The 20,186-nt window shown below is 44.3% G+C and carries 17 protein-coding genes; 8 read left to right on the top strand and 9 right to left on the bottom strand.

The features are described 5' to 3' along the window. The first annotated feature begins 393 nt into the window (after positions 1–393). Entirely contained in the window at positions 394–597 is a 204-nt protein-coding gene (locus R7F64_RS17775; protein WP_005377162.1) for a hypothetical protein, read from the top strand. Positions 598–690: 93 nt separating this feature from the next. Here the strand turns inward: R7F64_RS17775 and gnd are convergent, their stop codons facing one another. Genes gnd through zwf form a run of 3 tightly spaced genes read right to left on the bottom strand, consistent with a single transcriptional unit; the run spans position 691 to position 4,393 of the window. Continuing rightward, positions 691–2,139, bottom strand: a complete 1,449-nt coding sequence (gnd, locus tag R7F64_RS17770) for a decarboxylating NADP(+)-dependent phosphogluconate dehydrogenase (RefSeq protein WP_005377160.1) — start codon at positions 2,137–2,139, stop codon at positions 691–693. Between the two features lie 38 nt (positions 2,140–2,177). Further along, positions 2,178–2,894, bottom strand: coding sequence for a 6-phosphogluconolactonase (pgl, locus tag R7F64_RS17765; protein ID WP_005387158.1), 717 nt, complete (start codon positions 2,892–2,894; stop codon positions 2,178–2,180). Continuing rightward, positions 2,891–4,393: a glucose-6-phosphate dehydrogenase gene (gene zwf, locus R7F64_RS17760; protein ID WP_017634563.1), complete on the bottom strand. Its 1,503-nt coding sequence runs from the start codon at positions 4,391–4,393 to the stop codon at positions 2,891–2,893. The genes pgl and zwf overlap by 4 nt, the downstream gene beginning before the upstream one ends. Before the next feature lie 537 nt (positions 4,394–4,930). Between zwf and R7F64_RS17755 the strand changes: the two genes are divergently transcribed. Both R7F64_RS17755 and R7F64_RS17750 read left to right on the top strand, forming a co-directional pair. Next, positions 4,931–5,896: a helix-turn-helix domain-containing protein gene (locus R7F64_RS17755; RefSeq protein WP_318071940.1), complete on the top strand. Its 966-nt coding sequence runs from the start codon at positions 4,931–4,933 to the stop codon at positions 5,894–5,896. Positions 5,897–5,995: 99 nt separating this feature from the next. Beyond that, positions 5,996–8,131: a TonB-dependent siderophore receptor gene (locus R7F64_RS17750; protein ID WP_318071939.1), complete on the top strand. Its 2,136-nt coding sequence runs from the start codon at positions 5,996–5,998 to the stop codon at positions 8,129–8,131. 91 nt (positions 8,132–8,222) lie between these two features. Here R7F64_RS17750 and R7F64_RS17745 read toward each other — a convergent pair whose 3' ends face one another. Both R7F64_RS17745 and R7F64_RS17740 read right to left on the bottom strand, forming a co-directional pair. Beyond that, positions 8,223–8,909 (bottom strand): response regulator, encoded by a 687-nt coding sequence (locus R7F64_RS17745; RefSeq protein ID WP_054579563.1) that lies wholly within the window; start codon positions 8,907–8,909, stop codon positions 8,223–8,225. After that, complete coding sequence (locus tag R7F64_RS17740; protein WP_053306993.1) at positions 8,906–10,525, bottom strand: sensor histidine kinase; 1,620 nt, start codon at positions 10,523–10,525, stop codon at positions 8,906–8,908. Before R7F64_RS17740 ends, R7F64_RS17745 begins: the two co-directional genes overlap by 4 nt. A gap of 476 nt (positions 10,526–11,001) precedes the next feature. Here R7F64_RS17740 and R7F64_RS17735 point away from each other — a divergent pair, with 476 nt between their 5' ends. From R7F64_RS17735 to R7F64_RS17715, 5 genes are all read left to right on the top strand, one after another. Next, a complete protein-coding gene (locus R7F64_RS17735; protein WP_005377125.1) occupies positions 11,002–11,229 on the top strand; it encodes a hypothetical protein in 228 nt (75 codons plus the stop codon). Between the two features lie 130 nt (positions 11,230–11,359). Continuing rightward, positions 11,360–12,775 (top strand): TolC family protein, encoded by a 1,416-nt coding sequence (locus tag R7F64_RS17730; protein WP_318071938.1) that lies wholly within the window; start codon positions 11,360–11,362, stop codon positions 12,773–12,775. Between the two features lie 3 nt (positions 12,776–12,778). After that, the gene (locus R7F64_RS17725; protein WP_005377122.1) at positions 12,779–13,759 is read left to right on the top strand and encodes an HlyD family secretion protein; all 981 of its coding nucleotides are present in this window, start codon (positions 12,779–12,781) and stop codon (positions 13,757–13,759) included. Positions 13,760–13,781: 22 nt separating this feature from the next. Next, on the top strand, positions 13,782–14,948 hold the full coding sequence (locus R7F64_RS17720; protein ID WP_318071937.1) for an ABC transporter permease: 1,167 nt from the start codon (positions 13,782–13,784) through the stop codon (positions 14,946–14,948). Beyond that, positions 14,945–16,096 (top strand): ABC transporter permease, encoded by a 1,152-nt coding sequence (locus R7F64_RS17715; RefSeq protein WP_053350323.1) that lies wholly within the window; start codon positions 14,945–14,947, stop codon positions 16,094–16,096. Before R7F64_RS17720 ends, R7F64_RS17715 begins: the two co-directional genes overlap by 4 nt. A 287-nt stretch (positions 16,097–16,383) precedes the next feature. Here R7F64_RS17715 and R7F64_RS17710 read toward each other — a convergent pair whose 3' ends face one another. The 4 genes from R7F64_RS17710 to pdxY form a co-directional block, all read right to left on the bottom strand. Further along, positions 16,384–17,292: a LysR family transcriptional regulator gene (locus R7F64_RS17710; RefSeq protein WP_033906183.1), complete on the bottom strand. Its 909-nt coding sequence runs from the start codon at positions 17,290–17,292 to the stop codon at positions 16,384–16,386. A 142-nt stretch (positions 17,293–17,434) separates the two neighbouring features. Then, a complete protein-coding gene (locus R7F64_RS17705; protein ID WP_033906184.1) occupies positions 17,435–17,863 on the bottom strand; it encodes a hypothetical protein in 429 nt (142 codons plus the stop codon). Between the two features lie 17 nt (positions 17,864–17,880). After that, complete coding sequence (locus tag R7F64_RS17700; protein ID WP_033906185.1) at positions 17,881–19,050, bottom strand: patatin-like phospholipase family protein; 1,170 nt, start codon at positions 19,048–19,050, stop codon at positions 17,881–17,883. A gap of 210 nt (positions 19,051–19,260) precedes the next feature. Continuing rightward, positions 19,261–20,118: a pyridoxal kinase PdxY gene (pdxY, locus tag R7F64_RS17695; RefSeq protein WP_033906186.1), complete on the bottom strand. Its 858-nt coding sequence runs from the start codon at positions 20,116–20,118 to the stop codon at positions 19,261–19,263. Positions 20,119–20,186 lie beyond the last annotated feature (68 nt).

Raw genomic sequence — 20,186 nt, 5'->3', positions numbered from 1 at the left:
TTTTGTGCAATCTGAGTTTCGATCGAAAAACGGGTTTAATTGCCCGTAGTTACTAAGGTATTGTTAAAAAGAGAAAAAAGCTTTTACTGTAACTGACGACAGGGATGAGCTTACGAGTGTAGGTTCACTTGCAATTGTGTATCGTAGAGTTCGAATACGATAATAATAACGCTACATGCCCTTAATCTGCGTAGTTAAAAACTTTGAAGTGATAGACAACCGAAGTCATATCTGTGCAACTCAGTTTAACGATTTGTCTACCAGTTCAATATTTCACCTTTTTTGAGAAATCTTTAGCCACTTTTTTGTGTGAAACGCCCCAAAAGAGCAGACAATTAAAAGTGTGGCATATGACCACAATTGTCTATCCCCACTTAGCTTCGGGAGGCGTTTATGAAAAGTAACAAACTTGGCCATGTGATGTCTTTCAGCAGGATGTTTTCCTTCATCGCATTCTTGACGGCCACATTCGCATGGATTCTCAGCATGTACGCCCTATTTACTGTTTCTTTAGTGGCTCTTGTGGTCAGTGCAATTCTCTACCTAAAAGACAGGTTTTATCAAAACAAGAAAACGACCACTGAAAAGAGCGCCTAGGCGCTCTCGAAGTTCCGTAAAAGCAAACACAAAAAAGGATGCCACTTGGGCATCCCTTTATATCTTTATATTTAGTCGGTTTACTTAAAACGATTACACGTCGTAAGTTGTAGACGCTGTGTCTCCGCCTGTACCAGTCCAGTTAGTGTGGAAGAATTCACCACGTGGACGGTCAATACGCTCATAAGTGTGAGCACCGAAGTAGTCACGTTGAGCTTGAAGCAGGTTCGCTGGTAGACGAGCTGTTGTGTAACCGTCTAGGAAAGATAGCGCAGAAATCGTACATGGCATTGGGATACCAGACTCTAGAGACTTCGCTGCTACTTTACGCCATGCTGCTAGGCTGCCTTGTAGGATGTTTTTGAAGTACTCATCAGAACCTAGGAATGCGATGTCTGGGTTCGCTTCGTACGCATCACGGATGTTGCCTAGGAACGCAGAGCGGATGATACAACCACCACGCCACATTAGGGCTACGTTACCGTAGTTTAGGTCCCAACCGTTCTCGTTCGATGCTTCGCGCATTAGCATGAAGCCTTGAGCGTAAGAGATGATCTTAGAAGCTAGTAGCGCTTGACGTAGTGCATCAACCCACTCTTGCTTGTCGCCTTCAACTGGAGTGATTGTCTTACCGAATAGAGATTCAGCTTCAACACGTTGGTCTTTCAGTGCAGATAGACAACGAGAGAATACAGACTCAGAGATAAGTGTTAGTGGAATACCTAGGTCTAGTGCGTTAATACCAGTCCATTTACCAGTACCTTTTTGGCCTGCTGTGTCTAGGATCTTCTCAACGAGAGGCTCACCGTCTTCATCTTTGTAGCCAAGGATGTCAGCCGTGATTTCAACAAGGTAGCTGTCTAGTTCAGTCTTGTTCCAATCAGCGAATACTGCTTGCATCTCGTCAGCAGACATACCAAGACCGTCTTTCATGAACTGGTAAGCTTCTGTGATAAGCTGCATGTCACCGTATTCGATACCGTTGTGTACCATCTTAACGAAGTGACCAGCACCGTCGTTACCAACCCAGTCACAACATGGCTCACCAGCGTCAGTTTTCGCAGCGATACCTTGGAAGATAGGCTTAACCGCTTCCCATGCTTCAGCAGCACCGCCAGGCATGATAGATGGACCGAAGCGCGCACCTTCTTCACCACCAGATACACCAGTACCGATGAAGTGGATACCTTTTTCACGTAGTGCAGCAACACGACGGTTTGTATCTGGGTAGTTAGTGTTACCACCGTCAATAATGATGTCGCCTTTGTCTAGCAGAGGTACTAGCGCTTCGATGAACTTGTCTACAACGTCACCAGCGCGAACCATCAACATTACTTTACGCGGCGTTTCTAGCTTCTCTACTAGTTCTTCTAGAGAGTATGCACCGATGATGTTCGTGCCTTTTGCTGGACCTTCCAGGAACTCGTCTACTTTAGCAGCAGTACGGTTGTGAGCAACCACTTTAAAGCCGTGATCGTTCATATTTAGGATAAGGTTTTGACCCATTACTGCTAGGCCAATTACACCGATATCACCTTTCATTGTTTCTCTCCAATTTTATTTCATCGACGAGCAGCGTCTTAAGCAATTTTTGCTGCCGCGTCTAAATCTAAATACCATTCCGTTAGGCCCGATTTCGCTTGAATCTTAGCCGCTGGGTATGGCAGTGCGTGTGCTGGTGAACTGTTAATTTCTTCAACAATGTCCGCTTTTCCTGCACCAAGCACTAAGTAACTAATGCGTTTCGCTGCTTCTAATACGCGTGCGGTTTTCGACACACGAAGTTGGCCCGATTCAGGATGCGACGCCACAAGAGATAGGTTCGCATCATCATAATTCGTTTGGCCAGGGAACAGAGAAGCTGTATGACCATCTGCACCAACGCCTAATAAGATCCAGTCAAACACAGGTGTGCCGTTTTCATTCGGGATTACCTCTGCCATCTCTTTTGCAAAGCGCTCGGCTTCTGCTTTAGGCTCATCTTCGCCACGGATGCGGTGAATGTTTTCTGCAGGAATATTTACTTGGCTAAACAACAACGTGTTCGCTTCACCGTAGTTGCTTTCTGCATCGTCAGGGGCAACACAACGTTCGTCACCCCACCAAAAGTGGAGGTTTTCCCATTGAATGGAGGTTGCGTAAGCCTCTGAAGCCAGTAGTTTAAACAGCATTTTAGGAGTGCTGCCGCCAGAAAGAGAGATGTGAACAGGTCTGCCCATTTCGCTAAACGCTTTCATATCGTTAGCTAGGCTTTCAACTACCTGTTCTGCTGTTTGGTAGATCTTATGGTTGATCATAGTTCACAGTAATCCGTATCTGTTAAGTTTTTACATGGGAAACGCCAAGCGCGGCCATCACGCTGTAACAAGTCATCTGACTCTTTAGGTCCCCAAGTGCCGCATGCGTACCCGAAGAGGGATTGTGGATCTTGCTTAAAATCTAAGATTGGCTGTACGTATTGCCAGCACGCTTCCACCGCATCACTACGTGCAAATAGCGTAGCATCACCATTCAAAGCATCAAGTAGAAGGCGCTCGTATGCCGTTAGCATTTGCGTTTCTTGCAGGTCAGCGTAATGGAAGTTCATTTTCACTTCCTTCGCTTCAAAGCCTGCGCCTGGCTCTTTCAAGCCAAAGCTCATTTGAATGCCTTCGTCTGGTTGAATACGAATGATCAGCTTGTTTTCTGGTGCGTTTTGACCAAACACAGGATGCGGTGTTTGTTTAAAGTGGATAACCACCTCAGTAACGCGTGTTGGAAGACGCTTACCAGTACGCACGTAAAATGGCACGCCATTCCAACGCCAGTTGTTGATGTACGCTTTCAAACCGATGTAAGTCTCTGTACGAGAATCGTCTGCAACTCCCGGTTCTTCACGGTAGCCGCGTAGGCTTTGCCCACGAACTTCAGACGCCGTGTATTGGCCTAATACTAGATCGTTGCGCAGAGCGTTTTCGTCTAATGGCTTTAGGCATTGAAGCACTTTTACCACTTCATCACGCATCGAGTCTGCATTGATTTGCGCTGGTGGTTCCATACCTACCATTGCTAATACTTGTAGCAAGTGGTTTTGGAACATGTCGCGCACAGCACCAGAGTTGTCGTAGTAACCACCACGCTCCTCTACGCCAAGGAATTCTGCGCCTGTGATTTCAACGTAATCAATGAAGTTACGGTTCCAAAGCGGCTCAAACATCGCATTAGAGAAACGAAGCACAAGTAGGTTTTGTACCGTTTCTTTACCTAAGTAATGGTCAATTCGGTAGATTTGATGCTCTTGGAAGTGCTCGTGAATTTCTTTGTCCAGAATACGCGCCGATTCAAGGTCATAACCGAATGGTTTCTCAATGATCAGGCGTTTCCAGCCATCCTCTTCACTGTTAAGACCATGTGCTGCAAGACTTGCAGGGATCACACTGTACAAACTTGGTGGGGTTGCTAAGTAAAAAAGCGTATTGCGTTGCTCGAATTGATATTCGTCAGCAAGTTGGTCTAAGCGAGAAGATAGCTTACCGTAATCTTGTGTGTCAGAAGTATTAATTGCTTGGTAGTGCAGATGGTTAATAAATGCATCAAGCGTTTCTGGCTCAGTCTTTTCCATTTCCTGAAGCGATTTTTTCAGCTTCGCGCGGTAAGACTCATCACTGTATTCAGTGCGACTTACACCCAGAATGGCAAAATTCTCTGGAAGCTGCTTGTTCGCGTAGAGGTGGTATAAAGCAGGAATGAGCTTACGGTACGTAAGGTCACCTGAAGCACCAAAAATAACGATGCTGCTGTTTTCTGGTATTACCATCATCTTTCCCTTAAAAACGAGGTACTTATTGTGTGCCCGGATACGGCTAGAGAATGAGCCAACCCTATCAATGGCACCTCAAAATAGAAAATTGGTCTTACCTATTACGTTGATAGGTAAAGTCTATGGGCCCAAAGAACCTCAAGAAGTTGCATTTCCGATTCTTGGAAACACGACGTATTGAGGTCATTTAAGTCACTTATGTCTCAAAAGTACACACTGTACTCGCTGGAGGAGAGTCCGACACGGGGCAATATTGTCTACGACTATTTGATTTACATCAACACTTGCCAGTGCAAACGTTTAAATAAGTTGCACAAAACGTCATAAGCGATTGTATTTTATTGATAAAAAAAGTTTCATCTGAACGCTCCAAAATTTAAGCAAAAACTCTAATATGGGCAATAATTACTCATCCTTGCAAGCCATTACAGTTTTATCGTGATCTGTGTTACTTACTTTTTATTTCATCATCCTATTGATAATGATACTCAATTAAAGATAATGAAATCACTATTAATGTGAAAGTAGAACGCCATGAAATCAAGCGCCATTAACCCACATCCCATAAACCGAATACAATCGGTGCTTGACTACATTCACACCAACTTAGACAGCACTCTGAGCGTAGATGAAATATCGAAAGCAAGTTGTTGGTCGCGCTGGCAACTGCAACGCGTATTTCAACAACACACTGGCGTATCCGTCGCTCACTATATCAGAGAGCTTAAACTTAGCCTTGCGGCTGAGCGCTTAATCCATACTTCTGACCGCTCGTTAGATATAGCGATAGAAATGGGATTTACATCTGAACACGCATTTAGCCGAGCGTTCAGGAATATGTTTTCAAAAAGCCCCCGTGAATATCGAAAAACGCAACAACTCTCCGGGTTGAGACAACCTTTGACGCTGCGTAAGACACCAAAAGAAGAGAAAAAACATCAGCGCTTTATTGAAGTTCGAATAGAAACAAAACCGGCTTTTGAACTTGCTGGTTATCATGAACCTATTCACGGATTGTTTTCCGCTACGCCCGATTTCCAATCCAAAGTACCGTCACTTTGGTCACGTCTTTATTCATCTGAAAACCTTAACAATTCGGAAAGTAGTTACTTTGGCGTGATTGATGTGACTCAAGCGTATTCAAACAACCAACAACTTGAGTATTGGGCAGGTTATGAGTGCAGTCCAACAGCAAACGCACCAAGATCAACGAACTCTTCCAACTCGGGGTTAGACCTCTTGGCTGTTCCTGAGCAAACCTACGCCGTCATTACACACATAGGCAAAGCATCAGAGCTCGCCTCAACGCTGGAATGGTTTATTTTACATTGGCTACCCTACTCTAATTATCATGCTATCGATGGTTATGAGTTAGAGCTTTATCCAGAAGGTTATGATGTTGATAGCGAACAAGCACAAATGCAGTATTGGATTCCTGTCGAGCCAAACGACTCGCTATCTTTAAAACCTAAGAACAGAAGAATAAGTTCCAAAGATTAGTGTTTTGCACCAAATTGTTAACTTTTCCTATTTCTTTGAATATAGAATACAAATAACAATCATTATCAATAAATAGAAAAAGTAGTGGAATTTATAAATATGGAAAGTCCGATTCGATTTCATCGTTCAGCGGTTGCTATCGTCGTATCCGCATTGCTCGCTGGCCACGCCAATGCGACTGAGAGCGTATTCCAACACGAAACGATTACGGTGCTAGGAGAAACATACCGAAACACCGCAACTAAAACCGTTTTAGAACCGGAGGAAACACCGCAAGCGATCACGGTAATCACTAAAGATGACATGGACCTACGCGGCGTAAACTCGGTGAGCGAAGCATTGCGTTATGCGCCTGGCGTAAATACAGAATTGCGTGGTGGTGCCGTTTCCCGACTTGACCTATTCAATATTCGTGGTTTTATTAACTACACCAACTTTTATGATGGTCTTCCTTTGCTGTACAACGGTTGGAACCTTCAACCGCAGGTCGATTCCGTTGCTCTTGAGCAAATCGAGGTTTTTAAAGGGCCAACGTCTGTTCTTTACGGCAATATTCCACCAGGAGGTATGGTCAACATTATCGCCAAGGCGCCTCAGTCAACACCCTCGCACTCTGTCTCGATTAGTACAGGGACTAACAGCCTAAAAGAACTGACGTTCGACACCACAGGACAAATTGGTGATTCTAATGTGGATTACCGTATCGTCGGCCTGGCAAAACAGCGAGATGGTCAAGCCGATACGTCTGAAGATGAACGTTATGTACTCGCCCCATCTTTCAATTGGCAAGCGACAGAAAGCACATTAGTGAACGTGAATGTTTACTATCAAAATGATCCATCAGCAGGTATCTACACGACTGTGCCTGCGTCTGGCTCAGTGATTAAAAACCCACTTGGCTCGATGTCACCAAGCACTTATTTGGGGGATGAGGACTGGAACACTTACGAACGCGAAGTTCTGATGATGGGTTACAAAGTCCAACACGACTTTAACAACAATTGGCAATTTCTACAGAATGCCCGCTACATGACCGCCGATGCCTATCAGGAAAACACATATAACGGTGCACTTGAAGCGGATAACCGTACCGTTGGTCGAAATGCCTATTTAACCGATGAAAAGTCCAAATCCTTTGTGATTGACAACCAACTATCTGGCTACGTTAAAACAGGAAATTTTGAACATAACTTATTGTTCGGGCTTGATTATCAGTATCTAGATTCAGATGTAAAATACAAAGACACGCTTGGGTATTCGCTAACTCAGGACATTTTTAATCCTGACCACAACAGCATTGATCGTAATGCACTGAATTTCCAATACAAACAAAACTTGGATATCAAAACGAAGCAGATTGGCGTTTATTTCCAAGATCAAGTTCGTTACGACCAACTTGTAATGATTGCAGGTCTTCGTTGGGATAAGTACGATTCAAATACAGACGCCGTTAGCGATTATCTAGGAACAGTATCCAAGAGCAAGGAAGAGTTAGACGATACCAACGTATCTTTCCGAGTCGGTGGTTTGTATGAGCTAGACTTTGGTCTCTCGCCATACCTTACTTACTCGGAAAGTTTTGAGCCAATTGCGGGTGCCGACTCTTCTGGTAAAGCATTTGAGCCATCAACCGGCCATCAATGGGAGTTAGGCTTTAAATACGCACCATTATCTGGTGATATCTCAGGTAACTTAGCACTCTTCCATATTACGAAGAAAAACGCGATCTTGACCGATCCGAATAATCCATATGCACCGAACTATCAAGCGGGCGAAGTGGTATCACAAGGTATTGAACTTGAGGCAAAATGGCAAGCCACAGCACAAGCTGATTTCACTCTAGGCTATACATATACCGATATGGAGATTACCGAGGACAGTTATTACAACCAAGAAGGTAAAACGCCGGTTTGGGTACCTGAGCAAACGGCCTCTCTATGGGCCAATTACTTCTTTGAAGGAAATCTTTCAGGCCTTCGTACCAGTGCTGGCGTTCGCTATGTCGGGGAAGCACAAATTGATGCACAGAATAGTCAAAAAGCACCGGACTACACCTTGTTTGATTTGGCAGCAAGTTACGATTTCTCAACGGTATCTGAATCAATGAAAGGGGCTAGCGTCACGCTTTCTGCAAGCAATCTATTCGATAAAGAATACTATTCTTGTTACGACAAAAATAACTGTTGGTTTGGCGCTGAGCGCTCTATCGAAGCGAAGTTAGAATACAACTTCTAACCTCTTAGAACAGAACAGCAGTAATTTGTAAAGCGATGGTTTCTACAACAAGCCATCGCTTTTTATTTTGCATAGAGCATCAATATAAACGCTACCGTGTCACTTTTTTATAGCACCTTTCCGGCCTACCTACCGACCCATAGTTTAAATCAGCCTCTAGTTCACCAGTGCTGATCAGATACTCCAAATAGCGCCTCGCCGTTGTTCGGCTCGCGCCGATCTTTTCGCCTGCCTCATCAGCGGTCAGCACACTGCCATTTGGGAACAACTCTCTGATCTTGTCTAGCGTTACACCATCAATCCCTTTCGGTAATCGGTTCGGCAAGTTGTCTTGATTGGCGTGAGACTGCAGCATTTTATCAACGAGGTTCTGATCCAAACTCTCTACGATGTCTAGTTGTTGGCGTTGGCACACATACTTTTTCAGTGCGGCATCTAAGCGTGGAAACATAACTGGTTTTAACAGGTAATCGACAACGCCACCCCTCATCGCCTGTTGTAATGTATCGACATCTCTTGCGGCTGTAATCAAAATGACATCACACGTTTGGTTACTTGCACGCAGTGTATTTAGTATCTCAAGCCCTGTGCCATCGGGAAGATAGACATCCATCAATAGTAAATCTGGCTTAAGAATGTCGAGTTGCATTTCTGCTTCCATTCTCGTGGTCGCAATTCCAACCACTTCCAAACCTGTCAGTTGGCTTAAGTATTTGTGGTGCAGCTCAGCAATAGCCAGATCATCTTCAATGATCATTACGCGAGTCGCCATACTCATAATTGTTCTTCCTTGGGTAAGTACACCGTTATTCTTGTCCCATAATTTGTATTGGGTATCATCTCAACATGGCCGTGATATCGAGTAGCAAGCTGATTGACAAGGTGTAACCCAACACCTCGATTTTGACGAGATTTCGTCGAAACGCCTTTTGTAAATAATGTTTGTGGATCCATTGTTTTTGGGAGGCCACAGCCATGATCTATCACCTCAAGTATCACTTCATTTCCGTAATCGCTAACGGACACATCAATGTTTCTGCGTTCTGACGCAACATTTGATTCATCGCGAATTGAAGTTAACGTGGCATCGAAAGCGTTATCAATCAAATTACCCAAAATTGTGACTAGGTCTTCCGAATTTAGCCACTCAGGCAGGGGCTCCAGACGACTGCCTTCCTCAACCACCAGTTGTAAGCCTAACTCGCGAGCACGTTCAGTTTTTCCAAGCAACATACCTGCAATTAGCGGATCTTTAACGGTATCTCTTAAAAACTCAATCATTGCCTGATAGTGTGCGGTTTCTTGTCCAATTAACTTTTGCACCGCATCAAGTTCACCCATTTGTACTAGCCCACTAATGGTGTTGAGCTTATTGCGATGCTCATGGGTCTGTGAACGTAACAAATCTGCATATTCCTTGGTTTGTGATAGCTGCTCGGTTAGATCATTGATTTCATCCCTTAAACGGAAACTCGATACCGCCCCCACGATTTTTCCATCAACATAAATTGGAGAGCGATTTGCAATCAGGCGCTTATGATTAAGGAATATTTCAATATCATGATCTTCCTGCCCGCTTTCTAACACTGTATATAGATCGCTATCACGCAGCGTATCAGTCAAAGGTTTATTGAGCGCTGATTCTCTATCAATACCGAGAATCTGGCAGGCACTACGATTTATCGAGCGAAGTATCCCTTGGGCATCAATGCTTAACACGCCCTCTTTGATGGTGCTCATCGTCACTTCTAATTCGCCGTACAACCGCCCTATTTCTTCAGGCTCAAAGCCTAAAATGGCGCGCTGAAACTTTCTCGACGCATAATTGGATACAATGGCATTAGCGACGACAACTACGATGACCATTAAAATCAAAAAGGCCAAAAATGGTTCGATGCGGTCTTGCAGTCGGTCGAGCAAATAGCCAACCGAAACCACACCAATGATGTTCCCTTGCTCGTCAAAAATCGCAGCTTTACCACGAACTGAATAACCTAACGAGCCCTGTGCCGTCGAAACATAAGACAACCCCTGTTCTAGCGCTCGACGATTGTCGCCACCTCTCATTGGCTTGCCCAACCGCTCATCAACAGGGTGGATTAAGCGTACTCCCTTATGGTCGCCAATAACGATGAATGCAGCACCTATGGCTTCGGTTAATTCTCTAAAGCGAAGTTGGTATGGCTGGGGGTTTTGGGTTTCGATCATTTCACGAACAACCGCTGAGTCCGCTAAAAAACGGGCAACACCCAGTGCTTTTTCTCCCATTTCTTGCTCTTGATTGATTTTGAGATAAGTGAACCCCGCGGCGACAAGCAATAACAGCTCTATCAACCCCGATAGCGTCATGATAATGAGCATCCGCTTACGAAAGCTGATGGTTTTCCAACTCATTGATACATCCTTGTGATTCACTCTTGAACGTAACGTTAACACTCAGTTAACAGCATGACGTTGTCGCGGTGATAAATCTGTGAGGAAGGCAAACAAACCGCAGAGTTTACGGTTAATTAATCGACGAGCTGAAACATAAAATTACAACCATTCACCAAATTTAGCATTCCTCTCTGATACTCAATTCCATACATAAATTGCCCTTAAAATCATGATCGCGATCACATCGATTTTAGCGGTTTTTGAGGCGTTTTTAGACTTTACAACGTATAATTTTTAATCAACGAAACCAATGAGAGTTTCGGTTTGAAAGCAGTGAAGCTGGAAGTCTATTAAAAGCTCAACATTGATGTCAGTGGTTTGGACAAAAATAAAACAAAATACAAATACTGACTACATGACAAACACTTAGACACCATCTGAAAACTGGAAAACTATAAACAGAGGTGCATTTATAGTTAGAAGGAACACCAAACATGGAACGCGATACCTTTGGAATATGCCTGAATAAGGCGATGCTGTCAGAGAATATGTATTCAACATTTACACACGTCAGGGCTTATGAAAAAAACGGAGGCGGTACTTCTGATCTCAAAGTCCTGTTATCGTTCCCTCAAATGAGTGGAAAAGATCTATTGAATACGATGCGAGGTTCTCGTCAGCTCGAGTGGAGAGCGGAGTTTCACTGTCCATATACGAAATAAATTTGTAACATCTCCCGCGCCCAGCATAAATATAACTGGGCGCATACTACTGCCCAATTTTCCCTCCTACTTAACACTCAGTTACGAATCCTTTATATTAGAGCTAATACTCTACGACAAAGCAGCCATTATGAAAAAAACAGGAAAGTTTTGGATACTGGGCTTACTTAGCAGCTCGATTTCCCTTGCCTGTCATGCGGCACCGATCACTTTTGATACCGCATGGCAGCTATTGCTAGAAAACAACTATTCTCTCAAAGCTCAACGCTCAAACGTCGAGAACTACCAATACCAAGAGAGTGCCACCAGCAATCTCAACTTACCTCAGGTTACTATTGGCGCGAATTACACGCGTTTAGATACCGATATCACGCTGTCGGGAAAACAGGTCCTAGACAGCACAGGAGCACACATTAACGTACCTCCTGCTTTTCAGCCTATTTTTGGTGCCTTAGCTAATACCACTTCGACCATAACCGAGCGCGATATTTTCTCTTCGTCTATTCGTGCCATTTGGCCAATTTTTACTGGTGGTCGAATTTCTGCGGCTCAATCAGCAGCAGAAGGCAAAACGGATGAGGCGAAAAGTCAGCTTCTAATGGAACAACAAGCGCGTTTTGAAGATTTATCGAAGTACTACTTTTCTGTCGTACTGGCAAAGGAAGTACTCGCAACGCGGCAAGCGGTTGAAGCAGGGCTAAAAAAGCATCGAGATTTTGCCATTAAGCTTGAAGAGCAAGGACAAATCGCGCACGTTGAGCGCCTGCAAGCCGAGGCTTCTTTAGATAAAGCATCCGTAGAAACACGTAAAGCTGCCAGCGATTTGAGTATCGCTCAGGCTGCATTAGGTAAATTACTCGCACAAGATGACGCCGTAGAGCCCGCTGAATCTTTGTTTATCAACGACAGTCTTCCCCCTCTTAGCGCTTTTGTCGATCAAACGTTGCTTACCTATCCGGGGTTAGAACTTCTGAGCGCTAAATACAAACAAGCCTCTAGCTTAATCAAAGCAGAAAAAGGGAAATACTACCCTGAAGTTTATCTTTACGGCGACTACAGCTTGTATGAAGACGATTCTCTCGCAAGCCAAATGAAGCCAGACTGGTTAGTTGGTGTTGGTGTCAGCATTCCACTGATTGAATCATCAGGGCGAAGCGAAAAAGTCAAAGCCGCTCAAAGCGTCGTCTCGCAGGTCGACTCATTAAAGTCCCAAGCCAAACAAGACTTATCGCTGTTAGTCCAAAAGACATACTTGGAGGCTCAGCAAGCCATTGATGAAGTACAAGGGCTCGCATCTAGCATTGAACTCGCTAACGAAAACCTGCGCTTGCGTGAAAAAGCATTTACTCAGGGTCTGTCGTCTTCTCTGGATGTTGTGGATGCACAACTTTATGTCGCGAGTATAGAAACACAGCGTTCAGCGGCGCGTTTCCGCTATTTAATATCTTTAACCAAGCTACTCGCATTGAGCAGTGAAATGAAAAGCTTCGAACAATATCAAAATACCGCTTATATCCCTGCTTCAACATCCAAAGAGGTGAAATAAATCATGGCAGCTAAATCACTAAAACCCGTTTTACTCTCACTTTGTGCTTTGGGTGTTGCTTCTTGGGTTGGGTATCAATTTTACCAAGCCTATCAACCGGAACCGATCCGCTTACAGGGATTAATTGAAGCCCAGCAATACAGCATTTCCTCAAAAGTCCCAGGGCGTATTGATGAGGTCATGGTACGTAAAGGCGACGATGTAGAGAAAGGTCAGCTTATTTTTACCCTTCATAGTCCTGAAATTGAAGCGAAGTTAGAACAAGCAAAAGCAGGTGAAAAAGCGGCGGACGCCTTAGCTCAAGAAGCTGAGAAAGGCGCACGTGAGCAACAAATCCAAGCAGCAAAAGATCAGTGGATGAAAGCCAAAGCCGCTGCGAATTTAATGGAAAAAACCTACAATCGTGTAAATAACCTTTATAACGATGGCGTGGTTGCAGAACAAAAACGCGATGAAGCTTTAACTCAATGGCAAGCAGCGAAATACACAGAAAGTGCCGCGTTTCAAATGTACGAAATGGCAAAAGAAGGCGCTAGAAGTGAAACCAAAGTGGCTGCGGCGGAAAAAGCGCGCATGGCATCAGGTGCCGTAGCCGAAGTAGAAGCGTACGCGAAAGATACTCAGATCTACAGCTGGTTCGACGGCGAAGTCTCTCAAGTTCTACTTCAAAGTGGTGAATTAGCACCTCAGGGCTTCCCGGTTGTTACTGTGATAGATACAGAAGATGCCTGGGCGACACTTAATGTGCGTGAAGATTACCTTCAACACTTTAAAAAAGGAGCAACCTTTGATGCCTATTTGCCTGCCTTAAACAAAAATGTTGAGTTCAAAGTAACGCATGTTGCCGTTATGGGTGACTTTGCAACGTGGAGAGCAACCGATGCTTCTCAAGGTTTTGATCTTCGTACCTTTGAAGTAGAAGCTCGTCCAGCTCAACCCGAACCTGAACTGCGTATGGGAATGAGTGTTGTCGTTGAACTTTAATCACAACCACTAGGTTAATGCTATGACGATTAAGATTTCACAGCGGCATATCTTACGACGAGACAAGTGGTTGCTTTCGTGCCTTACTTGGATACCGATTTTGCTCGCGATGATGATTTGGGGAGTGTTCTCTGCGGGCATTGCCCGGGATCTGCCAATCGGTGTGGTTGATCTACAACATTCCCAACTTTCTCGAAAGCTCATTCAATCTTTGGATGCGTCGTCGAGTCTGGCTGTTAACTATCACTACACCAGTACAAGCGAAGCAAAAAATGCGATGATTGAAGGCGATATCTACGCTTACGCGGTCATCCCATCTAAGTTCGACCAAGATATTCTCCAGCACCGCCAACCTCAACTTTCTGTCTTTTACAACAGTCAGTACATTTTGGTAGCGAAACTGATCAACTCTGCCGTTGCGCAAGCACAAGGCTATTTCGACGCTCAGGTTGAAGTAATGGGCAACTTGGCTAAGGGTAACACCACAACGTTAGCAGCGGCTGGACAGGCTGTACCCGTGTCGACACAAATAACCGCATTATTTAACCGTAACAATAACTACGCACAATTTTTGGTAACGGCTATCGTGCCAGCCATTTGGCAAATATGTATTGTAGTAAGCACTATTTTGATTCTTGCCGCGCACTTTCGCATTTATGGTGGAAAGAATAGCTTTGCATTTTTGGGCGAAAAGCCATACGCCAGGCTCACTACCTTATTAAGTCAGTACATTCCGGTCTTTATGGCGCAAGGTGCGTTGTTCTTGTACTGGTTTTATTCCGTGCTTGATTGGCCAATGGAAGGTAGTTTTGTGGTTATGCTATTAGCACAATTGGCGACGGTTATCGCCTGTATCATTATGGGAGCGTTGTTCTTCTTCTTGTCGATGGATCCTGCACGTGCGATGAGTTTTGCTGGCGCGTTTACGGCTCCAAGTTTCGCGTTCATGGGAATTACATTCCCAGTTTCTGACATGAACACGCTCGCTTATGCATGGCGTTCATTATTGCCGATTACCCATTACATTGAAGTACAAGTGAGCCAAGCAAACTATGGAGCATCGGCCGCACAATCTTTAAGCTCGCTATGGCCTATGATTGGTTACGTTGTGCCTCTGCTCATCACCGCAGCCTTGATGGGTAAACATCTAACAGCTTCATCAACACGCCAAGCGAAGGAGGCGGTATGACATTGTGGCAACTGATTAAAGCGGAATTTAAGGCCGTTCTAACCAATCCAGTCGTTACGTTGACCGTGTTTGGTGGTGTCGTATTTTACTCGTTTTTATACCCTTTGCCTTATGCACAACAAACGCCTCGTGAACAACCAATCGCGATTGTTAATCTAGATGGTAGTCAGACGAGTTTAAAGCTGGAACGTATGGTTGATGCCACCCCACAAGTCAACGTAGTCACTCGACTTCATACGATTGCCGATGCAAAGCAAGCATTTTTACAACGAGAGATCACCGGTTTTTTAGTCATACCGGAACACTTTTACAAAGACCTAATGCTAGGTAAAAGCCCGACTCTAGCCTACGCTGCGGACGCCTCGTATTTTCTCGTGTACGGAACCGTGGTAGAAGGATTGGCCCAAGCTGGAGGCACATTAGGGGCCCAAGTGAAAGTCAGTAAAATGGTGATAGATGGTGTGCCCATGAGTATGGCTAGCCATAATTACTCTGCTATCAAGCTTAATATGAAGCCGACGTTCAACCCAACCATGGGTTACATCGAATACGTAGTGCCGGCAGTATTTGTTCTGATTTTACAACAAACGTTGATCATGGCGGTTGGATTACAAACGGGAACACAGCGTCATGGTCGTGGCTATTGGTCACAAGTATCCACGGGATCGCTGCTGCTTGTGAGAACGTTAGTATTTGTGGCAATTTATTATTTACTCGGCGCCTATTATTTTGGTTTTAGCTTCGAACGCTTAAACGTAAACCATATCGCCAATGCGGGCGAATTGCTGGCTATGTTGTTCCCGTTCCTTTTAGGTTGTTGCGGACTAGGCTTCTGGCTAGGTTACTTATTACCTCGGCGTGAACTTGTCACCTTAGTCGTCTTAGTGAGCTCTATGCCGCTCATTTTCTTGGCTGGTTTTATTTGGCCAATTGAAGCCATACCTACTCCCTTATTATGGATTGCTGATTTAAGCCCAAGCACTTGGGCGATAAAAGCTTTCTTGGCGCTAAACCAAATGGGGGCAACCTGGCAACAAGTCGCTCCACATTGGACGGCGCTTTGGGCACTCACCGTGCTTTGGGGTAGCGTTGCGTACTGGATTGCTAAGCGAAGTAACAAGCCAGTTGTAACAGAGAGCTTGGGGTGACAGCTGACATTTTTTATTACTATAAAAAAAGCCGGGTAACTAAACCCGGCTGAAAATCTGCGTCCTTGCAGCGGACATATGGTAAAAACACTTTTTGCTCTGGGCTTACCCATTGAGCGAGGTTAGATTAAGCCAAAAAGTATGGACTCCATACTCTCATATAGAGGGTTATATCCTTCCAATAGACATTAGCTCTTCGCTAGAACGATAACGTTTTTCAGACACAAAAAAACAAGACTCACGTTGAGTCTTGTTGTTGAGAGGGATGAGCAGGATACATGTCGCCGCTAAGTCATATCACGGATTATTTTCTCTCGGTATTCTGTAACGACCTTCATGATTGAATTTTTTACATCACCGACTTGCTTAGAGGGTTGGCACCATAGGCCAAAACCAAACTTAAAACCTTCCAATAATTCAGAAGCTTCCACTGGCTCTATATGATTATTAGAAAACTCCGAATGGGCAAACGTTCTGGGGAGAATCGCCCATCCTAAACCTGCTTCAACCATTTTCACTACAAGGGCCAATTGGTCGACCTCTTCATGGTTCGAACTTACGATGACTTTTTCGCCCATTCCCTCTTCAATAAGAGACCGCAATACAAATTGTTTACTATTCCTCAAGGCTGTCAATACTCGATCTGGTGCAACAGAAGCGAGTTCACCACCTTTCTGGACGAAAGGAACAAATTCAAAATGACCTAAAAACGTCGCATCCAGACTATGTATTGCTCGACTATCATGCACATTGACAATACCGAATTGATACTCACCATTCTGTAAACCCTCTTTAATTTCGTTGCGATTACGAACAAGAAAGTTAACTCGCATCATCGGAAAATCTGCCGCTAATTGAATACGAAGCAATACAAGAAAACGGTGTGGTATAGCGCTTGAATAGGCGATACTAACATTCTCTAATCCACCGTAAGAAAGACTCAGTGCGACTTTATCGAAAGTACGAGCCTGTTCGATGGTTTGCTTAGCATAGTGGTACAGATGGTGGCCATCTTCTGTTGGTTCTACCGAACGACCGACTCGCTCAAACAAGTTAACGGCTAGTTGGTCTTCAAGATTGGTGATCACCTGCCCTATAGTGGTTCGGTGCTTATTGAGTTTGACCGCCGCCTTACTAAATGAAAGCTGTTCATAAACGGTCACGAACGCGAGAAGTTGTTCAAAACTAAAATTCATAGGTTGTGCTTACTTTTTAGAGTTATCTAATTAAATTATCACAAGATAGTAGAATTGCTACTCGGTAACGGTAACAAGCTGCGTTTGAATTCCTTCTCGACGACATAAAAAAACCTACTAAAGTCTGTAGGTTTCTTCCATCTTAGTTGTACTCAACAACGCGAGCCAAATAGTTAAATTCACCCGAGTCACCATGATAATCGCGGTAAACATCCACACTAAAATACTTAGGTTGATCGGCTTGAATATGGTCAACGATCTTCTGTTCTAATGACGTTAGCGTTTCACCCGTTTGCGAATACACAAACTGTTTGTTCACTTTTTCCAATTTGCGTTGCTTTGCTTCTTTGTGTGAGACATAGTTGTTGATCTCTTCCCACTTACCCACGTACTCGACTGCCACGTAACTCGAGTTCTCATCAATCATGATGAAGGCTGCACCTTCTTCTTTAATGGCAGACAGTTGCTGCATGTCGCTGTCGACTTTTTGCTGGTCAAGGTGAGCACCACTTTGTGCAAATGCAGTCGCAGAAGCAGTGAGCATCATTAACGTTAGAACGGCTTTTTTCATTGTGTTTTTTTCCTGTATTAAGGGAGTTCAGTCACCCAAAGTTGTCCTTGGGTGGCTTTTTTGAATCCATATTCGTAAATCGTTAGCAAGTAATGTTGGTCGAACATGTCTTTCGTCACTTTGGCGTACCCGAAGTCTTGGTCGATGTAAGTAAACTGCATCTCAATATCGTTGATTTCACTGATGTATTTCATTCGATACAGATCACCACGAGTTTGCGCTAACGTAAGGCTTGAGACGCTTTTCGATACCAAATCCAACCCTTTGTCTTTTAGTGGTCGATACGGTGCTTTCAAAGCACCATTGCGAATCACATCCAACTGAGGTGCTTTTTCTAACCCCAGAGCCTCTGAAATTTGTTGATAGTTGAAGTTAGACGGATTAAAGAACACCTGCGCTGCAAGACCACCATCTACGTGTAACTCTTCAAGTGTTTCCCCATCATGTTCAACATCGATAAATTGTGGAGGGAAAACGCCAGGGATCGATGCACTTGCGGCAAGCACTTTGTAGATCAATTCAGATTTGTCCACTAAGTCACTATTCGCAATCGCGCCGATGTTCCAAATTACTAATTCACCTGAATCAAAATGGGTACTGCCGATAAAGAGGCGTTTACCATTGCGATGTTGCTGTGCCATCGCCTCAATCATTGGCTCAGGGTAAGCGTCCGCAATGAAGTCATAGAGGTTCTCGCCATCGGTAAACGCGTCCTTAAACAATGTGTTTAAAAAGTTCTTTTTACCCAGGACGCTTTTGTCGTTGATGTTGAGCATGACTTCTTTCATCTTTGGCATTGCATCACCACCGATGAAAACAAATGGCGCAATTAACGCACCTGCGCTGATGCCCGTAATGATGGTGTAGTCTTTCAGCTCACCCTTTTCCTGTAAGCCCATCAAAACGCCAGCACCGTACGCGCCGTTTACGCCACCACCCGATAAGGCCAAAATATTGAGCTGTTCACCCTCTACTTTGATCGGTGTGGTTTGATTGTGCGACGAGTAGAGAAAATCCGGAGCTTCATTGGCCCACATTCGAAGTGGCTCATTTGGTGTCGAACTCGCGATCTCGACATCTTTATAGTTGCTTTGAGAAACACGAACATCCAGCGTATGGGGTGAACTACAAGCTACTATCAGCAGCGAAAGTACAACCGTCACACCAGAGGAAATTAAACGATTCATAATCAGTCTCATTTAATGTTCTCTGGCGTATGACCAGAGACTCAGTTTGAAGTTAATTGGGTCAAAATGAAGTCCGTTTCGTTGTTTGGAGTTACTATAGCTAGGCACGGCTAAACCCCATAATCGCGATTGTAGGATGCTATCCATCAAAGCAATTATGCCAAGTTTCTATATGCTAACTTTACGCTTCTCCGTTAATTAGGTACTGCGCTAAGCAATTTTCACGACGTTGAACTCATGCGTCGGTTCGACAAATTCGTATTGGGCATTGATCGTCTGTAGCTCCCATGTGCCATAGCCTTTGGTGATCTCCAATACACCGTAAACGGCGTTATGTGTATGACGAAAGGCTGCGACAGGAGACATCTTCTTCACCAAACAAGAAGTAAAAATCGCAGAAATCAAATCACCGACACCGACTGGCTGCATAGCAAATTCAACACTAGGGCGTTGGGCCAAATAGCTTGCTTTCGGCGTCGCTAAAATCATACTGAAGGCGTCATCTGTTAGTGCATGCAGGTGTTTCACCAATACCATTTTCGGTCCTAACTCTAAGGCTTTTTTACATGCAGTGACCGCATCATAAAGAGAGTTAATTTTCACACCTGTTAACTCGCTCAGTTCAAACTGGTTAGGAACAATCACATCAGCGATTGGCAACAAGCTATGGCTTATCGCTTCTTTGACACCGTCTGCCACAATGCAACCTTTGTCTGGATCACCCATAACTGGGTCACACACATAAAGTGCACTATGGTTACGCGATTTGACTAAACTTACCGCTTCGGCCACCGCTCGACATTGCTCTGCGCTGCCTTGATAACCGGACAGTATCGCGCCACATTCTCCTAACTTCTCAATGTTATCTAAGCCTCTCATTAGAGAATGAATTTCATCTGCCCCAAACTTCTGTCCAGTCCAACCTTGCTGGTACTGAGTGTGATTTGAAAACTGAACCGTGTGGATTGGCCATACTTCGAGGCCCATTCTCTGCATCGGGAAGACGGCAGAGCTGTTTCCTGCGTGGCCATAAACCACATGAGATTGAATAGAAATAATGCTTTTCATAAGTCACTCTTAATAGGGAAGTTTGTTAGCTTGGCGACTAAATAAACACAATATCGCGCACTGTGCTT

The sequence above is a fragment of the Vibrio sp. Vb1980 genome, from assembly GCF_033338615.1.
In the GTDB taxonomy this organism is placed as follows: domain Bacteria; phylum Pseudomonadota; class Gammaproteobacteria; order Enterobacterales; family Vibrionaceae; genus Vibrio; species Vibrio alginolyticus.
The sequence above is the reverse complement of the archived record's forward strand: the minus strand, read 5'-3'. Positions and strand labels throughout refer to the sequence as shown.